General features: G+C 70.8%; 20 protein-coding genes. 17 read left to right on the forward strand and 3 right to left on the reverse strand.

Annotated elements, in window-relative coordinates:
* Nucleotides 1-100: 100 nt before the first annotated feature.
* Nucleotides 101-778, forward strand: a complete 678-nt coding sequence (gene leuE, locus ACFU8W_RS14705; protein WP_384036321.1) for a leucine efflux protein LeuE — start codon at nt 101-103, stop codon at nt 776-778.
* Between the two features lie 119 nt (nt 779-897).
* Here the strand turns inward: leuE and ACFU8W_RS14710 are convergent, their stop codons facing one another.
* Entirely contained in the window at nt 898-2,037 is a 1,140-nt protein-coding gene (locus ACFU8W_RS14710; RefSeq protein WP_384037108.1) for an acyltransferase family protein, read from the reverse strand.
* A 231-nt stretch (nt 2,038-2,268) separates the two neighbouring features.
* Here ACFU8W_RS14710 and ACFU8W_RS14715 point away from each other — a divergent pair, with 231 nt between their 5' ends.
* Nucleotides 2,269-3,816, forward strand: coding sequence for a hypothetical protein (locus ACFU8W_RS14715; RefSeq protein ID WP_384036324.1), 1,548 nt, complete (start codon nt 2,269-2,271; stop codon nt 3,814-3,816).
* Nucleotides 3,813-6,170 carry a glycosyltransferase gene (locus tag ACFU8W_RS14720; RefSeq protein ID WP_384036327.1) on the forward strand — a complete coding sequence of 786 codons (2,358 nt, stop codon included), beginning with the start codon at nt 3,813-3,815 and terminating at the stop codon, nt 6,168-6,170. Before ACFU8W_RS14715 ends, ACFU8W_RS14720 begins: the two co-directional genes overlap by 4 nt.
* A gap of 103 nt (nt 6,171-6,273) precedes the next feature.
* On the opposite strand, the gene ACFU8W_RS14725 is transcribed toward ACFU8W_RS14720, so the two are convergent.
* Together ACFU8W_RS14725 and ACFU8W_RS14730 are read right to left on the reverse strand one after the other, a co-directional pair.
* Nucleotides 6,274-7,647 carry a polysialyltransferase family glycosyltransferase gene (locus tag ACFU8W_RS14725; RefSeq protein ID WP_384036330.1) on the reverse strand — a complete coding sequence of 458 codons (1,374 nt, stop codon included), beginning with the start codon at nt 7,645-7,647 and terminating at the stop codon, nt 6,274-6,276.
* The gene (locus tag ACFU8W_RS14730; protein ID WP_384036333.1) at nt 7,644-8,627 is read right to left on the reverse strand and encodes a glycosyltransferase family 2 protein; all 984 of its coding nucleotides are present in this window, start codon (nt 8,625-8,627) and stop codon (nt 7,644-7,646) included. The genes ACFU8W_RS14725 and ACFU8W_RS14730 overlap by 4 nt, the downstream gene beginning before the upstream one ends.
* 209 nt (nt 8,628-8,836) lie before the next feature.
* On the opposite strand from ACFU8W_RS14730, the gene ACFU8W_RS14735 reads away from it, so the two are divergent.
* The 14 genes from ACFU8W_RS14735 (at nt 8,837) to ACFU8W_RS14800 (ending at nt 26,363) form a co-directional block, all read left to right on the forward strand.
* Nucleotides 8,837-10,195 (forward strand): DUF6716 putative glycosyltransferase, encoded by a 1,359-nt coding sequence (locus ACFU8W_RS14735; protein ID WP_384036336.1) that lies wholly within the window; start codon nt 8,837-8,839, stop codon nt 10,193-10,195.
* A gap of 20 nt (nt 10,196-10,215) precedes the next feature.
* Nucleotides 10,216-11,478 carry a cytidylyltransferase domain-containing protein gene (locus tag ACFU8W_RS14740; RefSeq protein WP_384036340.1) on the forward strand — a complete coding sequence of 421 codons (1,263 nt, stop codon included), beginning with the start codon at nt 10,216-10,218 and terminating at the stop codon, nt 11,476-11,478.
* A gap of 12 nt (nt 11,479-11,490) precedes the next feature.
* On the forward strand, nt 11,491-12,426 hold the full coding sequence (locus tag ACFU8W_RS14745; RefSeq protein ID WP_266982308.1) for an N-acetylneuraminate synthase family protein: 936 nt from the start codon (nt 11,491-11,493) through the stop codon (nt 12,424-12,426).
* A gap of 11 nt (nt 12,427-12,437) precedes the next feature.
* Nucleotides 12,438-13,493, forward strand: a complete 1,056-nt coding sequence (locus ACFU8W_RS14750; RefSeq protein WP_384036345.1) for a hypothetical protein — start codon at nt 12,438-12,440, stop codon at nt 13,491-13,493.
* A 1,121-nt stretch (nt 13,494-14,614) separates the two neighbouring features.
* Nucleotides 14,615-15,262: a hypothetical protein gene (locus tag ACFU8W_RS14755; RefSeq protein ID WP_384036348.1), complete on the forward strand. Its 648-nt coding sequence runs from the start codon at nt 14,615-14,617 to the stop codon at nt 15,260-15,262.
* The gene (locus tag ACFU8W_RS14760) at nt 15,259-17,694 is read left to right on the forward strand and encodes an FG-GAP-like repeat-containing protein (protein ID WP_384036351.1); all 2,436 of its coding nucleotides are present in this window, start codon (nt 15,259-15,261) and stop codon (nt 17,692-17,694) included. Before ACFU8W_RS14755 ends, ACFU8W_RS14760 begins: the two co-directional genes overlap by 4 nt.
* A 200-nt stretch (nt 17,695-17,894) precedes the next feature.
* Nucleotides 17,895-18,569: a hypothetical protein gene (locus tag ACFU8W_RS14765; RefSeq protein WP_384036354.1), complete on the forward strand. Its 675-nt coding sequence runs from the start codon at nt 17,895-17,897 to the stop codon at nt 18,567-18,569.
* A gap of 265 nt (nt 18,570-18,834) precedes the next feature.
* The gene (locus ACFU8W_RS14770) at nt 18,835-19,077 is read left to right on the forward strand and encodes a hypothetical protein (RefSeq protein ID WP_384036357.1); all 243 of its coding nucleotides are present in this window, start codon (nt 18,835-18,837) and stop codon (nt 19,075-19,077) included.
* 180 nt (nt 19,078-19,257) lie between these two features.
* Nucleotides 19,258-20,529 (forward strand): amidohydrolase, encoded by a 1,272-nt coding sequence (locus ACFU8W_RS14775; RefSeq protein ID WP_384037111.1) that lies wholly within the window; start codon nt 19,258-19,260, stop codon nt 20,527-20,529.
* Nucleotides 20,530-20,667: 138 nt separating this feature from the next.
* Entirely contained in the window at nt 20,668-21,708 is a 1,041-nt protein-coding gene (locus ACFU8W_RS14780; protein WP_384036360.1) for a BMP family protein, read from the forward strand.
* Between the two features lie 269 nt (nt 21,709-21,977).
* Entirely contained in the window at nt 21,978-23,570 is a 1,593-nt protein-coding gene (locus tag ACFU8W_RS14785; protein ID WP_345515137.1) for an ABC transporter ATP-binding protein, read from the forward strand.
* Nucleotides 23,567-24,682 (forward strand): ABC transporter permease, encoded by a 1,116-nt coding sequence (locus ACFU8W_RS14790; protein ID WP_384036365.1) that lies wholly within the window; start codon nt 23,567-23,569, stop codon nt 24,680-24,682. The genes ACFU8W_RS14785 and ACFU8W_RS14790 overlap by 4 nt, the downstream gene beginning before the upstream one ends.
* A complete protein-coding gene (locus ACFU8W_RS14795) occupies nt 24,679-25,968 on the forward strand; it encodes an ABC transporter permease (RefSeq protein ID WP_384036368.1) in 1,290 nt (429 codons plus the stop codon). Before ACFU8W_RS14790 ends, ACFU8W_RS14795 begins: the two co-directional genes overlap by 4 nt.
* Complete coding sequence (locus ACFU8W_RS14800; protein ID WP_037688350.1) at nt 25,965-26,363, forward strand: cytidine deaminase; 399 nt, start codon at nt 25,965-25,967, stop codon at nt 26,361-26,363. The genes ACFU8W_RS14795 and ACFU8W_RS14800 overlap by 4 nt, the downstream gene beginning before the upstream one ends.
* The last annotated feature ends 79 nt before the right edge of the window (nt 26,364-26,442 follow it).

Consider the following 26,442-nt stretch of genomic DNA (forward strand, 5'->3'; position numbering starts at 1 on the left):
GCGGATGTTGTCCCGCCTGCTCGACGGCGAGGGCCGAGCCCCGTACCGCCCTCCGAGACATCTGGACGGAGTGCCGTACCCCCGTGCGACACTCCTGTTCATGCTGGGTGTCACTGATCTTCCGACCTATCTTGTCGGCCTTGTGCTGATTGTTCTGCTGCCGGGGCCCAATTCGTTGTACGTGCTCTCCGTCGCCGCCCGCCGCGGTGTGCGGACCGGGTATGTGGCGGCTGCCGGTGTGTGGACCGGTGACACCGTGCTGATGACGCTGTCCGCGCTCGGCGCCGCCTCCCTGCTGCAGACGACGCCGGTGCTCTTCGCCGTCGTCAAGTACGCGGGCGCGGGCTATCTGACCTGGCTGGCGATCGGGATGCTGCGGGCCGCGGCGTCCATGTGGCGCGAGCGGCACCGGCAGATCGCCGAGCTGACGGACGAGGCCGCCGGACCGGACGGAACGAGGACTGCGGCCGGGGCGGTGGAGCGGCCGTACCGGCGGGCGCTGGTGGTGAGCCTCTTCAACCCGAAGGCGATCCTCTTCCTGATCTCCTTCTTCGTGCAGTTCGTCGACCCCGGGTACGCCTATCCGGCGCTGTCCTTCCTGCTGCTGGGGACGCTGCTGCAGATCGCGAGCTTCCTCTACCTGTCGGCGCTGATATTCGGCGGCACCCGGCTGTCCGCCGCGTTCCGCCGCCGCAAGCGGCTGTCGGCCGGGGCCACTTCGGCGGCGGGTGTGCTCTTCCTCGGGTTCGCGGCGAAGCTCTCGCTCAGCAGCGTGTGAGGCGGACGGGCGGCCCGTTCACCGGTGCCGTGCCTCACCGCCCGGGTTGTGGAGCGCGGCGTCCGCCGAGCCGTCGAACGCGGGGATCGAGGCGCGGTAGGGGGTGCGTTGAGCGGTGGTCAGGCGGGGCGGCCCGCACCGCCCGCCAGTGATCTGCGCAGCCGCGGTGTGAGCCACCGCTCCACGTACCGGTGCAGCAGCCAGGCCAGCGCCAGCATCAGGACCACCGTGAGAACCGCCGTCGCCCGTGCGGGGACCCCGAGGCGCTGATGGAGCATGTTCACCACCACCCAGCCCAGATGCTCATGGACCAGGTAGAAGGGGTACGTCAGCGCTCCCGCGACGGTCAGCCACCGGTGGTCGAAGCGGGCCAGGGCGCCCAGTGCGATGGCGGCGACGGCGGCGAAACCGGCCGTCACGACCGCGATGATGACCAGTGACGAGCGGTACGAGAAGGCGTGCGGGCCCGCCGGATGCCACAGATCGGCCACCGCGGAGTGCTGGCCGAGCAGCCAGCTGACGCCGACGATGCCCCAGGCCGTGGCGTCCCGCCGGTTGCGGTGGACCAGGTAGAGCCCGATGCCGCCTATGAAGAACGGGGCGTACGCCGGCATCAGGACCACGTCGAGCAGCGGCTCGCCGGATGCCTTGCCGAGCGCCGCTGCCAGGGTCCACGCGGCGCAGAACAGGACGATCCGTCGCCGGTTGGCCCCCGGCAGGACGACGCACACGGCGAACAGGGCGTAGAACCGGATCTCCGCCCACAGCGTCCAGCACACGCCCAGCACCCGGTCCACGCCCAGCGGCTGCTGCAGCAGCGTCAGGTTGACCAGCGCGTCGCTGGGCGAGACCGCCTCGTACGCCACCGTCGGCAGTGCGAAGACCAGGGTCACGAGGACGACCGACACCCAGTACGCGGGCAGCAGCCTGGCCGCCCGCGAGGCGAAGAACGACGCGAGCGAACGGCCCCAGCCGCTCATGCAGATCACGAAGCCGCTGATGACGAAGAAGATCTGCACACCGAGACAGCCGTAGGCGAACCATGTGTGGGCGGACGGGAACAGGGAAGCGGCGGAGACTCCCCACGCCGTGGTGATCTCACCGCCCCGGCCCCCGTAGTGGTACGCCGCGACCATCAGCGCGGCGACCAGCCGCAGCCCGTCGAGGGCCCGCAGCCGGGGTGCGGGGCGCGCCTGCGGTGACCGGAGCCCCACCTGCGCGCGGGCGGTGGAATCCCGCTCGATCGTCCTGCCCGGCATCTCCGGAGTGATGGTCACTGACGTCCCTTCCAACAGCGGCGAAGGGTCAGGCTAGGGCGCCGACGGCTCCGGAACGGGCGGGAAGGGAGCAGTTTCCTGTGCTGACAGGGCGAGTTCATCTCGCGGCCGTTCAGGTTTCTTAGCGTGCTACGGAACCTCACACGGTCGCCGAACATCCTTACCCCTTCTCACGCCCCCTTCCCCCCACGGGCACCAGACGCTTGGAGCGCCATGACGAAAGCCCGCACCCGCTGGCCACGGCAACGTGACGCGGAGGACTCGGCCCCGCCCGAAGGCGGGACGTCCCACCTCGCCACCGTCCTCCCGACGGAACTGGAGACCTGCCTGCGCGCCTGTGCCGCGCACAGCGGGAAGCTGGTCGCCGGGCTCGACCGGCGGCGTACGGCGCTTGCGGAGGCGCTCAGGAACCTGCTGGCCACCCACGCCACCATGGAGCAGACGGCTGCCGCGGCCTCCCCACTCCCGCTGCTGCGGCGCCCGGGCAGGAGCGGGACAGGATCCTCGCTCGTGCTCGGCGACGCACTGCTCGACCCGCTGCTCGCGGTCGGCAACAAGGCACTGGACTGCGGTTACGAGGACGAGCTGAAGCTCGCGATCCTCATCACCGACACCGTGCTCACCCAGCGCAAGCGCTCCCGCGCCGGCTGGCGGCTGCGGGCCCGGACACTGGAGGCGATGGGGGCGGAGAACGCCGCGGTCGAGGCGTACGAGCGCTACCTCGGGCTCACCGACGAGGACGGCTTCGGTGTGGCGGCGAAGATCGCCGGCCTGCGGACCGGCGCCGAGCGCCAGGACGAGCTCCTGCGGAAGCTGGAGCGCGACTGCCCGGAAGCCGACGAGTTCACCGGCCGGTCCGTCACCGAATCCTGGGCCGAAGGCCTGGAGCTGCAGGCGCGCGGCGACTGGCGTGCGGCCCGGCCCCGGCTGATCGGCGCGCTGCTCACCCAGGACCGGGCCGGAGCCCCGGTGCCGGAGATCCAGGAGGCCGCGTCCCAGTACCTGGGTCTCGCGATGGAGGCCGGCGGGCTGGCGGGCAGCGGCGCCGGCGGTCCCGCCGGTCCCACCGACCTCGCGGTCCTCACCGACCTGATCGCGCTCTACGCCGAGCAGCGCCGGACCCGGATGCGCGGCCCGATCGGCGACCCCACCTTCGGCGACGTCGAATGGACCACGCTCGGCGAGTTCCGTAACCGGATAGCGGGCAAGTCGATCTGTCTGATCGCCAACTCGCAGCGTGTCGGCAGCAGTTCGATGGGGGCCGAGATCGACGCGTACGACCTGGTCGTCCGCTTCAACTCGTACAGGATCGACCCGTCGGCGACCGGCAAGCGCACCGACATCCACGCCACCATCCACAAGCACGGCTTCAACTGGGACCGGAAGGTCCACACCCGGCTGGTCTTCGGGGGGCTCTCCGGCGACTGGAAGTACTCGCTGCGCAACCGGCTCGTACCCGGCGCCCAGAGGTACCTCGGCGACGAATCGCTGCGCTGGCCGCTGCGCGACATCGGCAAGGTCGGCACCGACGTCTGGCCGGCGATCCCCACCAGTGGCTTCAACATGCTGTGGCTGCTGGACTACCTGGACGTCAGCTCGCAGCTCGACCTGATCGGCTTCGACTTCTACGAGAGCGGCGCCTACCGCCTGCCTGCCGCGATGAAGATGCCCATCACCTCCGTGCACGAGTACACCAGCGAAAAGGCGTGGGTCATGGAACGCGCCCAGAGCGTCACCGATATGAGGATCAGTCTGCGATGACGACGCCCACCACGACCACCGCGCAGGCACCCGTGCCCGCGCCCCGGACCCCCGCCCCCGCGAACGCGCTCACCGGCAAGCGCCGCGTCGCCTTCGCGAGCTTCGTGGACGAGAACTACCTGCCCGGCTTCCTGGCCCTGCTGCGCAGCCTCGCCCTGTCCAACCCCGGCGTCTGCGAGGACTTCATCGTCCTGCACGACGGACTGCGCCCCGCCTCCGTCGCCCAGATCCGGGCGTTGCACCCGCGCATCGACTTCCGCCGGGTGGACGCCGAGCACTACGACTCGTACGCCAAGGGCGACCAGGACAACTACCTGGTCCGCAAGGCGTACTTCATCCTCGACGTGTTCCGGGTGCGCGACTACGACACCGTGATCACTCTGGACACCGACATGGTGGTCCTCGGCGACCTCGGTGAACTGCTGCAGCTGCGCGACGGCCTGGCCGCCGTGCCGCAGTTCTTCTACGGGCAGCACAAGCTCAACAGCGGGCTGCTGGTCATCCAGCGCGAGTACCTGAGCGACGAGTTCTGCGCGAAGATCGACGAGGTCGGCCGCGCGGGCACGTACGAGCTCGACAAGCACGACCAGGGCATCCTGAACGCTGTCCTCGACGGCGACTTCGTGCAGCTCGACGCCCGCTACAACTTCGTCAAGCGGCGGCTCTCCGGCGACCTCCCGGTGCCCGACACCACCGCGATCCTGCACTTCACCGGGCGGCACAAGCCCTGGCAGGGCGGCGAGGCCGGCTACGGCCAGGCCGAGGACCGCTGGCGCGAGTTCGAGCTGCCCGACGCCGAGTTCCACGCCGCGTACCTCGCGCTGCCCGGCACCAAGCACCACGACCTGCTGGTGCACTACGGGACCCCGCACGTGCGCCGCACCGCCGACCCGGAGAGCGCCCGCCGGGTCGCCGCCGCGCACATCGCCGCCGGTGAGTACCAGGAGGCGGCCGACCTGCTCGGCGCCCTCCGGATACCCGTCGACGACGCCTGGCCGCACGAGGTGCTCGGCCACGCGCTGATGAGCGTCTCCCGTTACGAGGAGGCCCGCGCTCAGCTCCTCCTCGCGACCGCCGCCCCCAACCGGGCCGCGACGTCCTTCGCGCGGCTCGCCCAGATCGCCTGGATCCACGGCGACGACGCCACGGCGGCGGCGTACGCGATCGAAGGGCTCGGCGTCGACCCGACCCACCGGGCGAACCGGCTGATGTACAAGCGCACCAAGGACGTGTCCACCCCCGTGGAGGGACCGGCCGCCGAGCAGCTCGCGCATGTCGCCTTCTACATGGACCGGCAGGGCAACGCCGGCGACAAGCTCCTCCCGGAGAGCGTCCGGCTGGCGTTCGGCCAGGACACCGGCCCGGCCCGCTGGCACTCGATCCACGCCCACCGGCTCTTCGACGAGGCCGCGCTGGAGCGGGTCAACGCCCGGCGCGGACTGGTCATCGGCGGCGGCGGCCTCTTCATCCCGGACACCGCGCCGAACGGCAACAGCGGCTGGCAGTGGAACGTCCCCGACGAGCTGCTGGAGCGGATCGACGTACCCGTCATGGTGTACGCCGTCGGGTTCAACGCCTTCGACGGCCAGGCGTACGGCCACGGCCGGGACCGGTTCCTCTCCTCCCTGCGGAAGCTGGTGGAGCGCGCCTCGTTCTTCGGGCTGCGCAACCACGGCTCCATCGAGAAGGTCCGCGAGCTCCTGCCGCCGTCGCTGCACGACAAGGTCCGCTTCCAGCCCTGCCCGACCACGGTCACCCGGCAGCTGGTCCGCGGCTGGACCGACCCCGCACAGCGCGAGAACACCGTGCTGATCAACGCCGCGTACGACCGGTCCGGGCTCCGCTTCGGCCACGACTACAAGCACTTCCTCGCCGAGATGGCCACCGCGGTGAAGGAACTCGGCAAGCGCGCCGAGGTGAAGTGCGTGGCGCACTCGCTGGACGACGAGCGGATCGCGTTCGACCTGCGGCGCGAGCACGGCATCTCGCTGCCGGTGATCCCGATGTACGACTTCGGATGCGACGAGATCCGGTCCACGTACGCCCGGACCAAGCTGGTCATCGGGATGCGCGGGCACGCGGGGATGATCCCGTTCGGCTGCGGTACGCCGATCATCAGCCTGATCTCGCACCCGAAGATGGCGTACTTCCTGTCCGACATCGACCGCCCGGAGTGGGGCATCTCCGTCCACGACCGGCACCTCGGGGCGCGGCTCGTGGAGCGGGCGGCGGGGCTTCTGGACGACCACGCGGCGACGGTCGCCGATGTGCACGGCAGGCAGCAGGAACTCTGGAAGGTCACCGAGGCGAACGCCGCGGACCTCCGGGTGATCCAGGGCGGCGCGCTCATCTGACGGCAGGACGAAGCGGGGCGGGGCGCCGACCAGGCGCCCCGCCCCGCTCTTCTGCCCTCGATCGCCGGGCGGCCCGACACGGAGTGCCCGGTCGCCCCGGCTTTTATCGGAGCACAACCCGCCGCAACGACTTCGCCCGCCGCGCCACCTTGCGCACCGCTGCGTTCCGCGGCAGGAACGCGAATTGGGCGGGCACTCCACCCGGCAGCCCCAGCGAGGTGAGCCGCCTGCGCTTGAAGTAGCGCCAGGTCGTCGCCGTGAGACGGGTGGAGAGATACCGCTCAGCGGCCGGCCGCAGCTCCGGATAGATCTTCGGCTGCATCGTGAACCCGACCGCGGTGATCAGCTCGTTCAGCTCGGCCGGTGCCACCGCCCTTGCCCCTGTGACCGCCTGCCGGTCGCCGAGGTCCGGCACCAGGGCGTCCACCAGCGTCACCGGAACCCGGTTGCTGTTCTCGAACGGCGACAGCCGGTCCAGCAGCATCTCCGTACCGACCCGGGCGACCGGCAGACCGTGGAACGCGGACGCCGTGAGCAGCGCGGTCGAGAAGCAGCCGACGACCAGCGCCGGCCGCATCCGCCGGTACAGCACCTCGGCCAGCACCGGCGCGGTCAGCACCCCCGAGTCCAGCACGGTCAGCTCCGCGCCGAGCTTCTCCGCCTCCGCCTCCATAGCCCGTGACCACTGCGCCGGCGCCGTCGGGTGCGGCTTGAACACCAGCCGTGTGTGGCCGAGTTCGACCGCCCCGCGCATCATGCGCAGATGCAGTTTCTCCTCCTCCGCCGCGCTGATCAGCCCCAGCGCGGAGAGGTACTGGCCGAGCAGCAGAGCGGGCGCTTGCACGGACGGCACGCTCCCCACCACATCGTGGGCATCGGCCAGTTCACCGAGCACCGTGAGGAACGCCTCGGTCGGCACGACCTCCGGCGCGACCCCGAACTCCGTGAGCAGCAGCGGCTTCAGTCCCGGCACGAGGTCGAGGTGGAGCAGCCGCCGCACCCGGGTGCCGGTCAGCGGGTCGATCTTGTTCCTGGTCGGGCCGTAGCTCATCAGCCCGTCCGCGTACACATCGATCGGTGCGCCGGTGAACATCTGGGCGATCGCCATCGCCGGGTTGACCTGGATCGACTCGATCGCGAGCTCGACGGTGTCGTCCCCGAGTCCCCATGCGAGGCGCAGATGACGCTCCCACAGCGGTACGTCGTCCGGGCGCGGGGCCCAGCCGCTCGGGTGGAACGGGGCGATGGTCTCGTTCCACGACACCACGTCGTCGAACCGGCCGCGCAGCGCGTCGAACCCGGGCATCGCGTCGACGGCGGGTGTCGTCTCCGGGATCGCCGCATTGTTCGAGACGAGCAGGATGCGGCGGTCGGCGTCCGCGAAGGCGCCCGCGTCCAGCGCGGCCGCGAGGGTGGCGGCGCCGTAGAGGGTGGAGGCGAGGAAGATCTGCGTCGTACGGGTCCGGCTGCTGCTCATGCGGCCGCCACCTCCTTCGCGGCGACCGGGCGGCGACGCAGTCGGCGCAGCAGGGTCGCGCGCTGCACGTCCATCGAGTCCAGGGCCTCGTCCAGCACGTCCTGCGGCATCCGCTTGAGTGCGGCCGCGCTCATCGATTTGAGGGCCCGGGCCACGGCGGGTTCGAATCTCTCCATCGAGCTCATGTGATGAAAAATGATTGCGCAATAGGTGCGGACCGCTTTCGGCAGAAGCGCCCGCGCATCGCGGTCCTCCGCCGTTTCTCGTACCACTTGATCAAATGAACGAATGAAATCGAGCTGGCGTACGTCACCGATCTGGGTCAGTGACGAGGCGACGCCGCGCCGGTAGAAAATCCCGAGAAATCCGAGTACTGCGAAGGAATCCGCCTCGCGGTGCAGCCGCCAGATCCACGGCCGGTCCTCGGCGGTGCGCAGACCGTCCGTGAAGTGCAGCAGCCCCCGGTCCAGGAGCCGGCGGTGGTAGAGCCCCGCCCAGGCGTACGGGTAGTCGACGGAGGTGGTCCGCGTGGCGGGCAGGATCGCGTCCCGCGGGTCCATGACCTCGTCGCGCCGACCGTGCGGTACGCGGTGCACCGTACGGGTCCTGCCGTCGACCTGCACATGGTCGGTACGGACGAAGTCGCAGCCCAGCGCCTCGGCCCGGGCCAGCAGCCCGGCGAAGTGCCCGGGGGCCACCCAGTCGTCGCCGTCCAGGAAGGCGAGGTACTCGCCGCGGGCCGCGTCCAGGCCGGTGTTCCGGGCGGTGGCCAGCCCGCCGTTCTCCTTGTGTCTGCTGACGACCACCCCCGGAATCTCGTCCTCCGCGCGGCGCAGTATGTCCGCGGTCCCGTCGGTCGAACAGTCGTCGACGAGGATGAATTCGAAGTCCTCGCGGGCGTTGGCCCGCAGGCTTCTCAGGGTGTCGGGGGCGTATGTCTGCACGTTGTAGAACGGCACGATGACGGAGAGCTTAACCACCCGTCTCACGCTAGGCGGGCGCTCGTCATTTGCCCTGGCCCCAGGAGGGACGGCAGGTGAACGACGAATGTCGGAACGATGAACCGGACTGAATCCATAGCGATCGAGGGCCTTTTGTGAAACTGATTCGCCGAGCGTCGGCGGGCTGTTAACCATCTGTTGCCGTCATGTTGGGCCATGAATCGAAATGCCTTCCTAACTTCTAGGACGTGCCCCCACGTACCAGCAAGACCACGGCGCTCCGGGTAGCCGTACTCGCCGACTCGGACACCCGGTGGAAATGGGGCGCGCTCACCGCGCGCCGCCTGACCACCGGGTCCCCGGACGCCCCCCGCGCGGCGGAACGGCCGGTCGAGATCAGCGGACTGCTCCTGCGCGGCCGGGCCACCCCGACCGCGCGCCAGCTCGCCGAAGTCGGTGACGTAGGGGTCGAGACCGGCCGGGTGTGCGAAGTGACGGCCGTCGAGTTCCTGCACACCGTGCGGGACGAGGGGTACGACGTCGTGGTCCTGGCCCTCGTCGGCGGCGCGGTCCAGGCGATGCTGCACGGCCTCGCCGCCCTGCGGCTGCCCGCCAGGCCCGTCGTCGTCACCGGCTACGTCGGTGTCGTCTACGAGAAGCTCGCCGACGGTCTGCTGCTGCGGCACGGCGCGGACATCGTCCTCGCCAACTCCCGCCACGACGCGGAGCGTTTCCGCGCCGTGTACGAGGGGGTGGGCGCCGATGCCTCGGCCGTCACGGAGGCCGCACTGCCGTTCCTCGGCGGCGCCCCGCACCGGCCGCAGGAGGGCCGCGACACCGTGGTGTTCGCCGCCCAGCCCTCCGTACCGGCGTCCCGCGCCGACCGTACGTACCTGCTGCGCAGGCTCGTCGAGCACGCCAGGCTGCACCCGGACCGCGAGGTGCTGCTGAAGCTGCGCTCCAAGCCCGGCGAGCACACCACACACATCGAAGAACTCCCGTACCAGCGGCTCGCGGAGAAGCTGCCCGGCGGACTGCCGCCCAACTTCCGCCTCGTGTACGGGCACATGGGCGAGGTCCTCGACCGCACCGACCTGCTGGTCACGGTCTCCTCGACCGCCGCGCTGGAGTCCCTGCACCGGCGCATCCCCACCGCGATCCTCAGCGACCTCGGCGTGCGCGAGGCCCTCGGCAACCACCACTTCATCGGCTCGGGCCTGCTCACCTCGTGGGACCGGCTCGACGGCGGCTCCCACCCGGAGCCCGACGAGACGTGGCTGGCCGGCCAGGGCGTCGCCGCCGACGGCACCTACGACACGGCTTACGAAACCGCACGGGCCCGCGTCGACGCGCTGCTGGCCGTGTCCCGCCTGCCCGATCTCGCCCCGTACTACACACCTGCCACCACCTCCGGCTACCTGCCCGGCATCCTCGCCCGCCACCACCTGGCCCCCGACGGCCACCCGCTGCCCGGTGCCGCCGCGCCGCGCGAGACGGGCGGGGTGCGGGGCGCGGTCCGTGACGCGGTACGGGAAGCGGCGCGCGGCGCGTACCGGCAGGGCGTCCAGCGGGTCGCCCCCGTGATCCGACGGATGGGCGAGCTGTGACAACGAATCCAGGAGCAGACATGACGCCGACCTCGATACCGAAGCCGAACCCGACCGTGATCGCGGTGATCCCCGCCCGCGGCGGATCCAAGGGCGTCCCGGCCAAGAACCTCGCCCAGGTCGGCGGCATACCGCTGGTCGCCCGTGCGGTCCGCGCCTGCCTGTCCGCGCGTGAGGTCACGGACGTCGTCGTCACCACGGACGACGCGGCGATCGCGGAGGCGGCCCGGGCGGCGGGCGACGCGCTCGGCGCCACCGAGCGCGTGCACTGCGTCCAGCGCCCGTCGGCCATCGCGGGCGACACCGCGACCAGCGAGGCTGCGGTCCTGCACGCACTCGACGCGTACGAGGCGATGCACGAGCGCACCGCCGACGTGGTGCTGCTCGTCCAGTGCACCAGCCCGTTCGTCACCCGCGAGGACATCGACGGCGTGGCCGCCGCCGTCGCCCGCGACGGCGCCGACACGGCCGTCACCGTCGCCCCGTTCCACGGCTTCATCTGGCGCGACGGCAGCGCGGTCGAGGACGACACCTACGGCGTCAACCACGACAAGGCCGTCCGCCCCCGCCGCCAGGACCGGCCCCAGGACCTGCTGGAGACCGGCGCCGCCTATGCGATGGACGTCGAGGGCTTCCGTACCCACCGGCACCGCTTCTTCGGCCACACCGCGCTGGTCACCACCGACCCCGCCCGGGTCCTGGAGATCGACGACCCGCACGACCTGGCCCGCGCCCGCGCCCTCGCACCGCTCCTGGACCCGTCACCGCTGCCGACCCGCGAGGACATCGACGCGGTCGTCCTCGACTTCGACGGCACGCAGACCGACGACCGGGTCCTGATCGACTCCGACGGACGCGAGATCGTCGCCGTCCACCGCGGAGACGGTCTGGGCATCGCCGCCCTGCGCAGGGCGGGCCTGGACCTCCTGATCCTCTCCACCGAGCAGAACCCGGTCGTCGCCGCCCGCGCCAACAAGCTCAGGATCCCCGTCCTGCACGGCATCGACCGCAAGGACCTCGCGCTCAAGCAGTGGTGCGACGAGCACGGCATCGCGCCCGAGCGGGTGCTCTACGTCGGCAACGACGTCAATGACCTGCCCTGCTTCGCCCTCGCCGGCTGGCCCGTCGCCGTAGCGAGCGCCCATGACTCGGTACGCGTCGCGGCGCGCGCCGTCACGACCACCCCCGGCGGCTTCGGCGCCATCCGCGAAATCGCGGCGTGGCTGCTCGGGCCCACCCTCACCGGCCACCTTTCCACCCCCACCAACTCCACCACCAAGTAAGGAAACACCCCCATGAGCACCTCCCGTCTGCGCACCCTCGGCACCCGCACCGCCGGTCCCGGCCGCCCCGTCTACATCACCGGCGAGATCGGCATCAACCACAACGGCGACCTCGACAACGCCCTCGCGCTGATCGACGTGGCCGCCGAAGCCGGCTGCGACGCCGTCAAGTTCCAGAAGCGCACCCCGGAGATCTGCACCCCGCGCGACCAGTGGGACATCGAGCGCGACACCCCCTGGGGCCGGATGACGTACATCGACTACCGCCACCGCGTCGAGTTCGGCGAGGCCGAGTACCGCGCCATCTCCGACCACTGCGCCGAGCGCGGCATCGACTGGTTCGCCTCCCCGTGGGACACCGAGGCCGTCGCCTTCCTGGAGAAGTTCGACGTCCCCGCCCACAAGGTCGCCTCCGCCTCCCTCACCGACGACGAGCTGCTCCGCTCGCTGCGCGCCACGGGCCGCACGATCATCCTCTCCACCGGCATGTCGACCCCGCGCCAGATCCGCCACGCGGTCGAGGTCCTCGGCTCGGACAACATCCTTCTCTGCCACGCCACGTCGACGTACCCCGCGAAGGCCGAGGAGCTGAACCTCCGCGTCATCAACACCCTCCAGCAGGAGTACCCGAACGTCCCGATCGGCTACAGCGGCCACGAGACCGGCCTGCAGACCACCCTCGCCGCCGTCGCCCTCGGCGCCGCGTTCGTCGAGCGCCACATCACTCTCGACCGGGCCATGTGGGGCTCCGACCAGGCCGCCTCCGTCGAGCCGCAGGGCCTGACCCGTCTGGTCCGCGACATCCGCACCATCGAGGCCTCCCTCGGTGACGGCGTCAAGAAGGTGTACGAGTCCGAGCTCGGCCCGATGAAGAAGCTCCGTCGCGTCGCGGGCGTCGTCGCCGAGAACGCCGAGGCGGCCCCGGCCGCCGAGCCGGTCGCGGTCTGACGGGCCGACCGGTGAACCTCGCCTTCGTCGAGAGCCCGGTCCAGCTCCTGAACGTCCTGGAGTGGGCCTTCACAGAGGGAGGCGACGACCATGTCCTGGCGGACATAACGGTCGTCGTCCTCCCCCCGGTCGACCCGATGTCGCGCGGCCAGCTGCGCCGGATGGCGGAGCTGGCTCGCGACGAGGGCGTCAGCGTCCGCTGGCAGGAGGCGCGCGGCGGGGCGGGCGCGCCGCTGAAGACCCTCCGGGCCCTGACGGGACTGCTGCGCAGGGCGGACCGGATCGTGATCGGCGACCCGTTCTCCCGCTACGTGCAGCTCCTCCTGTCCATGGTCCGCGCCCGTCGGCTCACGGTCGTCGACGACGGCACGGCCACGATGGAGTTCGTCGCCCAACTCGCCCGTGGTGAAAGGCTGGTGCGCTGGCACCGGCGGGGCAGCTCGGGCCCGCGCGACCTGATCCTGGCCCCGGTCACGGCCACCGCCCGCCGTCGCTTCACCCCGTCCTCGACCCGCGAGGTCGAGGTGTTCACCGCCATGCCGGTCGAGGCTCCGGCCGGTGTCACGGTCACTCCCAACACCTTCGCCTGGACCCGCGCCCGCTTCGGCCCGCCACTCCTCACCAGGGGCGCGGACCTGGTCGGCACATCCCTGGTCGAGACGGGCGTGATCGACCAGGCCCAGTACCTGGAGGCGGTCGCCGCCCTGGCCCGCGCCCATGGCGCGACCCGCTACTTCGCGCACCGCCGTGAGTCCGCCGACAAACTCCACGCCCTGGAAGCCGCCACCGGCCTGGAGATCGTCCGCCCGGACCTCCCGCTGGAACTCATCGCCCGCCGCGGCCCGATCGGCCGCACGGTCCTGAGCTTCCCCTCCACGGTGGTCCACACACTGCCGCTGGCGCTGGCGGGCACGGAGGTCAAGGTCGCAGTCTGCGACATCGCCCCGGAGTGGCTGCGTGACACGGCGTCGCCACGCGCGCAGGGCTTCCTGAGCGGTGTCACGGAGACGGCCCGCGACGTACAGCGCCTCGCCCCGTGGCGGGCCACCGCGGTGACCGAGGCCTGAGCCCGTCCCTGCGAACGGCTGAGGCCGCCCGGGCGGACTGCCTGAGCGGCCTCGATTCACAGACGACGAGCGCGTTCGGGTTCGCTCCGTTGGAGGACGGGGGTCCGGCGATCTGTCCGGGCATCGCCCCGGTGGTGATGGTGCCGCAGGCGCACCCGCAGTGGTGTGCCCGGTGCTCTGTGATCTTCACCGTGGACAGGCTGCCGTGGACCCGGCGCCGCTCGAAGCCGACGTCGTCGCCCTGCTCCGGCGTGCTTCCGCAACCGGTACAGGTCGTCGCGGCATGTCCATCGGGGACCCGTTTTCACGCCGGCCCTCGCCATGGACCTCGTACCGCGTTCGCACTCCGCTCGTCATGCCGGAGGTTGAAATCGTTGCGGTCCGAGCCGCCCTTCTCGGTGAACGTATTGACTGCCCGGGCCCGCGCAAAAGGGCTGACGTCCGGGCATGCCTCGCCCACCACCAGCCATGATCCACCGCGTTGGCGGCCTGCTTTCCGACGAGTCGCGCGCGGCAGTGTCAACAGCCGGAGTCAATCCGGTATATCCCTTCGGGGCCTCGTTCGGAGCCATCGGTGACACGAGGAAGTCGGTCGCCGAAACGAAGGCAACTCGCTCATGAATGGGGCTACTCAAGTGGATGTCACTCGCCGTGACCCGCGTGGCGCGCTCGCGGCCGCACCTCGTCGTTGATCGCGGCGCCCGGGGCGCACATGGCGCAGCACCGCAACGGACTGGCTCGCTCTCAGCTCCCTTACGCGTTAAGGCGATCGCCACTCCGGTATACGGCGCACCGGTCGCCCGTCCGGGCGCGCGCCGACCTCGGCACGTGGACACGCAGTCCGCACCCGGGGCGAAAATCCGCACAACCACCCTTGAATTAAAGGCTGATGATCGACGGGGTGTCGGAGCGCCGGTCGTGCGCGGCTTACTCCCCCCGGGCCACCCGTGTCAACGAAGCGGATAATTCAGGCGCGCGAATTCCCGACATTCCAATTCACCCGATATTTCCGACTGTTGGAGCGGAGTCCTTGCCGTGCGGTATAAGTGGCCGGTTCTCCGCCGAGCGCGCGACGGATTTCGCGCGAGGAATGCACCCCTCACGAAAGCCAGGACCCGCCCATGCCACCGTCCGAAGAGCCGAAGACGACCGACGAGCCGGAGTCGACCGACGAGCCGCAGCAGGCGGCGGAGTCGTCGGCGACCGCATTGACTGCGGAGGCCGAGGAGGCCGTCGGCGCCGCTGCCGACGGCGGTGAACCGCGAGGAGCCGGAGGGGCGGAAGGCGCCGAAGGCGGCGACGGGCGCGCGAAGAAGGAAAGCAGGGGCGTCGACCGTCGCGGCCTCGCCGCCTGCGCCGCTCTGGTCGCCGCCTGCGCCGGTCTCGTCCTTTACGGCGTGCTCGACACCGAGGAGAAGCCCGAACGTCACGTTCCCACCGCCTCGGTGACCTACGAGGTGGACGGTGAAGGCACTGCCGATCTGACCTACCAGGCGCGCAGCGACTCCGGTACGGCCGTCGAGGTCAACAAGGTCGACCTGCCGTGGAAGAAGACGGTTCAAGTGCCGCTCGGCAAGCCGCCCCTCGTGACCATCACACTCGACGAGAAGGGCGGGCGGGCCAGTTGCCGGCTCGCCATCCGCGGCAAGCACGTGCAGACCGCCACCGCGTTCGGGAAGTTCGGCCGTGCCACCTGCCAGGGCGAGCTGGCCGCGCCCGAGACCACCGAGGACGCCGCGGTCCCGGCGAACACCCAGGGGGAGCAGTGAACTACTCCGGCTCCGGCCGTCAGGCCGTCCGTACCGCGCTCGCGGCCGCCGTCGTGCTCAGCGTGATCTCCCTGTCGGGCCGGCACGGACAGGACGAACCGTCCGTACAGGTCGCGGCGGCGTCCACCGTGCACAAGGGCGCCGTCCACACGGTCGCCGTGCCGGCCGGCACCGATCCGAAGCAGCGGGCCCTGGCCGCCCGCTCGACCGAGCCGTTCAGCATGCTCGGCATCACCTGGTCCGACCCCGAGGCCGCGCTCGACGGCACGGCGGAGATACGTACCCGGGACGCGGAGAGCGGAAAATGGTCCGCATGGCGTTCTCTCGAACTCGACGTCCATGTACCGGAGTCGGGGTCCGAGCGAACCAAGGAGGGCGTGCGCGGTGCGACCCAGCCCCTGTGGGTGGGCGCGTCCGACGGAGTGCAGGCGAGGATCCGAGGGGCGAAGCTGCCGGCCGGGCTCCGGGTCGACCTCGTCGACCCGGACGCCGGAACCAGCTCCCGTACGGGGACCGACGGGATGGAGAAGGCGGCTGCGCAGCAGGCCACCGCTGCCGCCCAGCCCCCTGTCACGTCGCGCGCCGGTTGGGGCGCCGACGAGTCGCTGGTCGCCGACCCGCCCACGTACACGACCGACACGAAGGCCGTGTTCGTGCACCACACGGCCGGGACGAACGACTACACCTGCGCCGAGTCCGCGTCGATCATCCGCGGCATCCTCACCTACCACGTGAAGAGCAACGGCTGGAACGACATCGGCTACAACTTCCTCGTCGACAAGTGCGGCACGATCTTCGAGGGACGTGCGGGCGGTCTCGACAAGCCCGTGTACGGCGCCCACACCTACGGCTTCAACACCGACACGAGCGGTGTCGCCGTGCTCGGCGACTACAACACCGCGACCTCCACGCCCGCCGTGCGGGACTCGATCGCCCAACTGGCCGCCTGGAAGCTCGGGTTGTACGGCATCAACCCGGCCGGAACGATCGTGATGGCGGCCGGCGCCGACAACGGCAAGTTCACCGCGGGCCAGCTGGTGACGATGAACCGGATCTCCGGGCACCGCGACGGCTACCCGACCGAGTGCCCCGGCAACAATCTGTACGGTGACCTGCCCGCGATCCGCACGCTCGCCGCGTCGGAGAACTCGCCCGCCAAGGGCGCCGACGTGAACGGGGACGGCCACGCCGACCTCGCCGCCGGCGTCCCGAAGGCGACCGCGAACAGCAGGGCCGGGGCCGGCCAGGTCAGCGTCGTACCGGGCGCGCCCGGCAACCCGTACGGCAGGAACAAGGTTGTCGTCACGCAGGAGTCCGAGGGGGTTCCCGGCGGGTCCGAGGCCGGGGACGGTTTCGGCTCCGCGACGGCGTACGGGGACCTCGACCACGACGGGTACACCGATCTCGTGGTCGCCTCACCCGGCGAGGAGGTCACCTCCGGTGCCACCGACGAGGGCGGCGTGAGCATCCTGCGCGGCGGCCCCAACGGGCTCACCGGGCAGGCCGGAATGATCAACGAGCCCATCGCGGTCCGCGCGAGCGGCGCCCGGTTCGGTGCCGAGCTCGCCACCGGCGACTTCGACGGGGACGGCGGCGACGACATCCTCGCCGTCGCGCCGGGCGCGGGCCGCGCCTGGACCGTCGACGGGGCCGACCGCGCGTTCTCCGCGCCGGCCGCACTTTCGGACAGCCCCGTGCAGGACGCCTCCGTGGCGACCGGGGACTTCGACCACGACGGGTTCGAGGACGCGGCGATCGCCTTCCGTACGGCTGCCGGCGCGACGCCCCTCGTGGTGCTGCGCGGTTCGGCGACCGGGCTGCGGACCGGCGAACCTGCCGTGCTCGACGGGGCGGGCGGCCGTGCGCTGGCCGCCGGGGACACCGACGGCGACGGCTTCGCCGACCTGGCCGTGGGCCGCCCCGACGCAGCGGACGGCGGCGAGATCGCCACGTACCACGGCTCGGCGGACGGGCTTGCGACGACGGAAGCCGGGGTCGTCGGCCGCGGCGCCCTCGAAGCGGCCGGCACGGGCGGGGAGCTCGGTGCCTCCGTGGCGGTCGGGGACACCGACGGCGACGGGTACGCGGATGTACTCGCCGGCGCGCCCGGTGACGACTCGGGCGCCGGGAGGGCGTTCGTGCTGCGCGGCGGTGCGGACGGGCCGAGTGCGACCGGTGCTGTCGCGTACGTGGAGGGGGCGGCCGGACTGCCGGGCGCCGCCGAGGTCGGGGACCGGTTCGGGTCTGCCGTCACCGTCGCCGACTACACCGGCGACGGCCGGGCGGACCTCGCGTTCGGCGCGGAGGGCGAGAACGCGGGCGACGGGACCGTCGTGACGGTCGGCCCCGGCGCGGGCGCCGCCTACGGGCCCACCGCGCTCGGCTCCGCGACCGGGGCCGGAGTCGGCGTCGGGGGCGAACTGACCAGGTGAGTCACAGCGCACCGGGGCAACCGGTGACGCTGTGCGCGGCTGCGGAGCGCCGGGGAGTCCGCGTCCGGACTCTCCGCGCGCCGAACCGCCTGACGCCACCCTGACTCGGAAGTGGCCTACGGCCAGGGTTTGTTGGGGGGAAGCCCTGATGGTGGGCAGGGGCGGCCGGGCGCGAGCATCGCAGCATGAGGATGCAGACGATGACAGTTCGTCAGGGCGAGGCAATCGGCAGGGCATTCATCGCGGGCCCGGCCCTGATGGCCGGGTACGGAGTGGTGCGGCTGGTCGGTCGGGCGGTGAGCGATTACGGGCCCGGTGTGTGGTGGACGGTGGCGCATGTGCTGTCCCTGGCCGGACTGCTCGCGTTCGTACGGGTGTTGCTGGGGTTGCGGAGGACGGCAGGGGTGCGGGGCGGCAAGCGGGTCGCGGTCGAGGCGGCGACCTGGGCGGGGCTGCTCGGGGCGGCGGCGCTGGTGGTCCAGGCGGTGATCGACCTGGCGGTCGGGTTCCTCACCGTGGACAAGCCGGCCATGAGCGACATGTTCGGGAGGGTGCAGGACGTGCCCGGCGTGATGCCGCTCGTCTACACCGTGGTGCCGATGCTGTTCTGGCTCGGGCTGCTGGCCCTCGTCACGCTGCTGGCGTTCCTCCGGCGGGACGTCGTCAAGGGCTGGGCCCCGGTGCTGGTGCTCACCGGGATCGTGCTGGCGGCCATGAGCCTGGATCTGCTGGCGGTCGGTGCGGTGTGCCTCGGGACGGCGCTGCTGCCGATGCGCCGGGGGCTGCCCGAGGGCGGCGAGCGGCTGGGCCGGCCTCAGGGACGACCGGGCGCGGCGCGCAGCGCGGACCAGTCCTTCTCCGAGACGGCGCAGTAGTCGACGGGGGCACCGGGACCAGCGCTCCTGCCCGCTGCCGCCCGCCCGTCCACCCGCCGATGAGGATCCGGCGGGCAGGCCTCTCCGGGCAGGCCGACGCCGTGGCCTCGGCGACCTGGACGGGCGTGAACCGGCTGGGACGCGCGCGCCGCGCTGCGGACCGACGAGGCCGGGTCGGCGTTCTTCACCTTCCTCACCCGGATGACCCGACCAGGCCGACGCCAAGCAGGACCTTGCCGACGCGATCGCCGGCTCGGCGGTCACCATGGGCAGCGCCACCCAGCAGCTTGCCGCCGACCTGTGGGAGACCTTTGCGGCGCTACTGACCCGGGCCCGGCAAGCCGGCGCGGTGAGAGCCGACGTGGACGCCGCCGATGCCCGGGCGATCGTCCCGGCCGCACTCACCGCTCGGCGCCGGCGCGCCGACACGGCACGACCCGGTCGCCTCGCCGCCCTCGTGTTCGACTGCCTGCGCCCCCACGATCCAGCTGCACCTCCACGGAGATGAGCCGTGAGGGCATACGGCCCGGACAGCGGGGCACCGGAGGAAAACGGGCGAGTTTACCCACCTCCATCCCACTGCACACGCTCCGACGCCACATTTTGTTCCTCTATGCGGCTGAACTTTTGTTGATCTGTGGCCAGTTGAGGGGTGAGGGGGCCTACCCTTCACCAGGTGAACCAGTTGATGTCCCGCGACGCCGATGCCGACCTGCCCGAGGACGCCGCCCTGCCCGGCACGCTGTCCGAATCCCTGCGGGCCGAGCTGATCGCGTTCCGGCGCGATCTGCACATGCACCCCGAGCTCGGCAACCAGGAGTTCCGTACCACCGCCGCGCTCAAGGCCCGGCTGGAGAAGGCCGGGCTCCGGCCCCGGGTGCTCGCCACCGGAACCGGACTCCTGTGCGACGTGGGTACATCGGCAGGGGCGCGAAGCTCGGACAAGGGCGGCGGTGGGCGACGGGCGGGCAGTGACACGCGGCCCATGCTCGCCCTGCGCGCGGACATCGACGCTCTGCCCATTCCGGACACCAAGGCCGGCGTCCCGTACCGGTCCACCGTTCCCGACCGGGCGCACGCCTGCGGGCACGACATTCACACGACCACCGTCCTCGGCGCCGGGCTCGTGCTCGCGGAGCTCGACCGGCAGGGGCTGCTGCCGCACCCCGTGCGGCTGATCTTCCAGCCCGCCGAGGAGGTGCTGCCCGGCGGCGCGCCCGATGCGATCGAGGACGGGGTGCTGGAAGGCGTCGGGCGGATCATCGGGGTGCACTGCGACCCGAAGGTCGACGTGGGGAGGATCGGGCTGCGGGTCGGGGCGATCACCTCCGCCTGCGACCGGCTGGAGGTCACGCTCGACGGGCCCGGCGGGCACACCGCGCGGCCGCATCTGACCACCGACCTGGTCACCGCCGCCGCCAAGGTGGCCACCGACGTGCCCGCGCTGCTGGCGCGGCGGGTCGACGCGCGGGCCGGGCTCGCCGTGACCTGGGGGCGGCTGGAGGCCGGGCACGCGTGCAATGTGATCCCGCAGCATGCCGAGCTGTCGGGGACGGTCCGCTGCCTGGATCTGGCGGCCTGGCGGGAGGCGCCGGACCTGGTCCATGCCGCGATCGACGAGGTGGCCGGAATGCACCGGGCCAAGTCGGTGATCGACTACATCCGAGGGGTCCCGCCCGTCGTGAACGATCCGGCCGTGACCGATCTGCTGGCCGCCGCGATGACCGGGCGCCGCGGATCGTATGCAATCGAGGACACCGAGCAGAGCCTCGGCGGGGAGGACTTCTCCTGGTATCTGGAGCACGTCCCGGGGGCCATGGCGCGGCTCGGGGTGCGCACGCCCGGTGATACCCGGCGCCTTGATCTGCACCGGGGTGATTTCGACGCGGACGAGGAGGCGATCACCGTTGGCGTGGAGCTCTTCACCGCCGCGGTTTTGCTCGACGGCAACCGTTTGTAACCGGACAGGTCGCCCCCGGTTCGCGACGATCCGATAACGGCTTCCGTACAGGGCTTTATCTGACATCTACGCGCGTTACGATCTCGGCGAAACCAGCGCCGGAAGAGGCGCTTCGGTCAGGTTTGAAGGAGCCTTCCCTTGCGCCGGGTATCCAAGATCACCGCTGCGTGTGCCATCACTGCGGCTCTCGCGCTCACCGCCACCGCGTGTGGCGAGTCGTCCGAAGAGAGCACCAGCTCCGACAAGGGCCAGCTGAAGATCGGCATGGCCTACGACGTGGGCGGCCGGGGCGACAACTCGTTCAACGACTCCGCCGCGCGTGGTCTGGACAAGGCCAAGGCCGAGTTCAAGGCCCAGACGAAGGAGCTCACCGCCAAGAACGGTGAGACCCCGGCGGACCGTGAGCAGCGTCTGCAGTCGCTCGCCGAGGGCGGCTACAACCCGGTCATAGCCATCGGCTTCGCGTACAAGGACGCGGTCGACAAGATCGCCCCGAAGTACCCGAAGGTCAACTTCGGCCTGGTCGACTCGGTCTCCGACGTGAAGAACGTCGCCTCCATCGTCTTCACCGAGGAGCAGGGCTCGTACCTCGCCGGTGTCGCGGCGGCGCTGAAGTCGAAGGACGGTCAGGTCGGCTTCATCGGCGGTGTGGACCTTCCGCTGATCAAGAAGTTCGCCGCGGGCTTCCAGCAGGGTGTCCTGGACACGAACCCGAAGGCCAAGGTGCAGATCCAGTACCTGTCCACCGGTTCGGACCTGTCCGGCTTCGGCAGCCCCGACAAGGGCAAGGAAGCCGCCAAGGGCATGCTCGACAAGGGTGCGGACGTCATCTTCGCCGCCGCGGGCGGCTCGGGTGCCGGTTCGATCGAGGCCGTCGCGGGCAAGAAGGGCGCCTGGTCCATCGGTGTCGACTCCGACCAGGCCCTGGACCCGGCGCTGGCGAAGTACAAGGACACGATCCTGACCTCGGTCGTCAAGAACGTCGACGCCGGTGTCTACGACCTGGTCAAGTCCGTCAAGGACGGCAAGGCGCTGACCGGCGTCCAGACGTACTCCCTGGCCAAGGGCGGCGTCTCGCTGACCACCACGGGTGACCACCTCTCGGACATCCAGGCCAAGCTCGACGAGGCGAAGAGCAAGATTGTCGACGGCACGATCACGGTCAAGACCACGACCTGATCCGACCCGTCGATCGGGGCCCGGGGGAGCTGCTTCGGCTGCTCGGCCGGGCCCCGATTCGCGTACGGCTTCCGGCCCGGACCGGAACGTAGCCGTACGCGCACGGTCGGCCACCTTCTACCGGGTGGCCAACGATTCGGGGACGCTACGCGCGTAGCGTGTTCCGGGCGCGGTACCTTTTTTCGCTCCCCGCCTCCCACCCCATCGCCTCCGCCCTCCGCTCCTGCCAAGGAGAGTGCGCCATCAACGCGTCCAGCAGTCCCCATGCCGTGGAGCTCCGCGGCATCACCAAGCGGTTCCCCGGGGTCGTGGCCAACCACGACATCGACATCACCGTGCGCCGCGGTACCGTCCACGCTCTCGTCGGCGAGAACGGTGCCGGCAAGTCCACTCTGATGAAGATCCTGTACGGCATGCAGAAGCCGGACGAGGGCACCATCGCGGTGGACGGCGAGCAGGTCTCGTTCCACAACCCGGGTGACGCCATCGCGCGCGGCATCGGCATGGTGCACCAGCACTTCATGCTCGCCGACTACCTCACCGTCCTGGAGAACGTCGTCCTCGGCTCCGAGAAGCTGTACGGGATCGGCGACCGGGCCCGCGCCAGGATCAAGGAGATCTCGGACGCGTACGGTCTCGGGATCCGCCCGGACGCCATGGTCGAGGACCTCGGCGTCGCCGACCGCCAGCGCGTGGAGATCCTCAAGGTCCTCTACCGCGGCGCCCGCACCCTGATCCTCGACGAGCCGACCGCCGTTCTCGTGCCGCAGGAGGTCGACGCACTCTTCGACAACCTGCGCGAGCTCAAGGCCGAGGGCCTGACCGTCATCTTCATCTCGCACAAGCTGGGCGAGGTGCTGTCGGTCGCCGACGAGATCACCGTCATCCGGCGCGGTACGACGGTGGGCACCGCCGATCCGGCGAACACCACGCCCAAGCAGCTCGCCGAGCTGATGGTCGGCAGCGAGCTGCCGTCGCCGGAGACCCGCGAGTCGACCGTCACCGACACTCCGATGCTCACCGTCGACGACCTGCGGCTGACCGCCACCGACCCGGACGGGGTGGTGCGTGCCGTGCTCGACGGCATCACCTTCACCATCCACAAGGGTGAGGTCCTCGGCATCGCGGGCGTGGAGGGCAACGGCCAGTCCGAGCTGGTCGACGCCATCATGGGTATGCGCCACCTGGACCACGGCGTACTCACCCTGGACGGCGCGGACATCTCCCGGACGCCGACGCGCAAGCGCCGCGAGGACGGGATGGCCGTCATCCCCGAGGACCGCCACCGGCACGGACTGCTGCTGGAGGCCCCGCTCTGGGAGAACCGCATCCTCGGCCACGTCACCGAGCGCCCCAACAGCAAGGGCGCGTTCCTCGACCTCAAGGCCGCCCGCGCGGACACCGAGCGGATCGTGCGCGAGTACGACGTCCGTACCCCCGGCATCGAGGTCACCGCCGCCTCGCTCTCCGGCGGCAACCAGCAGAAGCTGATCGTCGGCCGCGAGATGAGCCACTCCCCGAAGCTGCTGATCGCCGCGCACCCCACCCGGGGCGTGGACGTCGGCGCGCAGGCGCAGATCTGGGACCAGATCCGCGAGGCGCGCCGCGAGGGCCTGGCGGTACTGCTGATCTCCGCCGACCTGGACGAGCTGATCGGGCTCTCCGACACCCTGCGCGTCATGTACCGCGGCCGCCTGGTCGCGGACGCCGACCCGGCGACCATCACCCCGGAGGAGCTCGGCTCGGCGATGACGGGAGCGGCCTCCGGCCATCTCGAAGCGCCCGCCGAGTCCGGGACGGATGCGGAGTCCGGTCCGGACGCCGCCGACACCGACCCCCGGGACGGGGGAGAGGACCGATGAAGAAGTTCGACAAGGAGCGGCTGCTCCTGGGGATCGCGGCCCCCGTACTCGCGATCGTGGTCGCCTTCCTGGTGACCGCCCTCGTGCTGGCCGCCACCGGCAAGGAACCGTTCAGCGCGTTCGGCATCATGTTCGACTACGGGGTGAAGTCGGACAGCCAGGTCTACATCCTCAACAAGGCGACGACGTACTACCTCGCGGGTCTCGCGGTGGCCGTCGGCTTCCGGATGAACCTCTTCAACATCGGCGTCGACGGCCAGTACCGCCTTGCCGCCTTCTTCGCCGCCGCCGTCGGTGGCGCGCTGACCCTGCCGGGTGCCCTCCAGATCCCGCTGATCATCCTCACCGCGATGATCGTCGGCGCGATGTGGGCCGGGATCGCCGGTGTCCTCAAGGTCACGCGGGGCGTCAGCGAGGTCGTCTCGACGATCATGCTGAACGCCATCGCGACCGCCATCATCGGCTATCTGCTCCAGCAGGGCCGCCTCGGTCACCTCGACGAGGCCGGCACGAAGATCTCCACCACCCCGCTCCCGGAGTCCTCGCACTTCTTCGAGTTCCCGACCACCCCGACGCCCGTCTGGGGCTTCATCGTGGTCGCGGTCGTCGCGGGCATCGCCTACTGGTTCACGCTCTCGCGCACCCGGTTCGGCTTCGACCTGCGTACGGTCGGCCAGTCCGGCTCCGCGGCAGAGGCCAGCGGTGTCAACGTCAAGAAGATGGTCGTCACGTCGATGCTGATCTCCGGCGCGGTGGCCGGGCTGGTCGGTATGCCGACGCTGCTCAACGACAGCTACGAGTACAGCGGCGACTTCCCCATCGGTATCGGCTTCACCGGCATCGCCATCGCCCTCCTCGGCCGCAACCACCCCGTCGGCATCGCGCTCGGCGCGCTGCTCTGGGGCTTCCTGGAGCGCGGTACCGGAAAGCTCGAGTTCGAGGGGTACGACAAGGAGATCGTCGGCGTCATCCAGGGCGTCATCGTCCTGTGCGTCGTCATCGCCTACGAAGTCGTCCGTCGCTACGGACTCAAGCGCCAGCAGAGCAAGGTCGGCGCGGAACTCGCCGCACAGGCCGCCCGTAACTCCGACCAGCAGGAGGTGTCGGCGTGACCGCCACGGCGACTTCCACCCCGCCGCCCGCGGCCCCCAAGGTCTCCGGTGGCAAGGGCGGCCGCACCCGCCTCTCCTTCCCCGTCGTACTGCTGATCGTCGCGGGCGCGCTGCTCGCACTGTCCGCGGTACGCGCCATCACCGGCGCCCAGGACGTCACCTCGGCCGGACAGATCAGCGCGGCGCTCGCGATGGCCGTGCCGATCGGGCTCGCCGGTCTCGGCGGCCTGTGGGCCGAGCGGGCCGGTGTGGTCAACATCGGCCTCGAAGGGATGATGATTCTCGGTACGTTCTTCGGCGCCTGGGCCGGATGGCAGACCAGCCCCTGGCTCGGCGTGCTGGCCGGGATCATCGGCGGCATGCTCGGCGGGCTGCTGCACGCCGTCGCGACCGTCACGTTCGGCGTCGACCACATCATCTCCGGCATCGCCATCAACATCTTGGCGCTCGGGTTCACCACCTACTTCGCCAAGCTCTGGTTCAACACGGGCGAGGCGGCGGCCAAGGGCGGCAGCCCCAAGCAGTCGCCGCCGTCCGACGACATCACCTCGGTGACGATCCCGGGCCTGTCCGACTGGCTGCACTCGATCGAGAAACACCACTGGTTCTTCGTCTCCGACGTGGCCGGTGTCATCGGCGGCCTGGTCACCAACGTGTCGCTGCTGACGATCCTGGCCGTGATCCTGTTCGTCGTGACGTTCTTCGTCCTGTGGAAGACCTCGTTCGGGCTGCGGCTGCGTTCCTGCGGCGAGAACCCGATCGCCGCCGAGTCGCTCGGGGTGAACGTCTACCGCTACAAGTACATCGCGGTGATCATCTCCGGTGGCATGGCCGGACTCGGCGGTGCCTTCCTCTCCCTGGTCACCTCGCACATCTACAACGAGGGCCAGACCGGCGGCCGCGGTTACATCGGTCTCGCCGCGATGATCTTCGGTAACTGGCGGCCCGGCGGTCTCGCCATGGGCGCGGGCCTGTTCGGCTTCGCCGACGCGCTCCAGCTGCGCAACGGCGGCGAGTCCGTCCACGCGCTGCTGCTCCTGCTGGTGGTCGTGCTGGCCGTGCTCGCCGCCTGGAAGCTCTACCGCAAGAGCTTCGTCCAGGGTGCGGTCAGCGCCGTCATCGCCGCCGCCGTACTGGTCTGGTACCTCGCCACGGACACGGTGCCCACCGAGTTCGTGAGCGCCACCCCGTACATCGTCACGCTGCTCGTCCTCTCGCTCTCCGCGCAGCGGCTGCGGATGCCGAAGGCGGACGGCATGCGGTACCGGAAGGGCCAGGGCAAATGACCGCGGCTGCCGACGTCGACTGGGACGCCCTGCGTGTCGCCGCCCGGGAGGCCATGTCCCGGGCGTACGCCCCCTACTCGGGCTACCCGGTCGGCGTCGCGGCGCGCGTCGACGACGGCCGCACGGTGGTCGGCTGCAACGTCGAGAACGCCTCGTACGGACTCGGCCTGTGCGCCGAGTGCGGCCTGGTCTCGCAGCTGAACGCCACCGGCGGCGGCCGGCTGACCCACTTCACCTGTGTGGACGGGGCGGGCGAGATCCTGGTCCCCTGCGGCAGGTGCCGTCAGCTGCTGTACGAGTTCGGCGGACCGGAGCTCGTCCTGGAGACCCCGGACGGCCTCCGTACGCTCGACGAGATGCTGCCGCAGGCATTCGGGCCGGACCATCTCAGGTAGGGCTTCCCTCTCGGATCAGGCCGGATCGGGCCGGGTGCCAGGGCCCGCGAGCCCGGCCTGATCCGAAAGACAGGCCCAG

It is taken from the genome of Streptomyces sp. NPDC057565, assembly GCF_042801455.1.
Taxonomy (GTDB): domain Bacteria; phylum Actinomycetota; class Actinomycetes; order Streptomycetales; family Streptomycetaceae; genus Streptomyces; species Streptomyces yanii.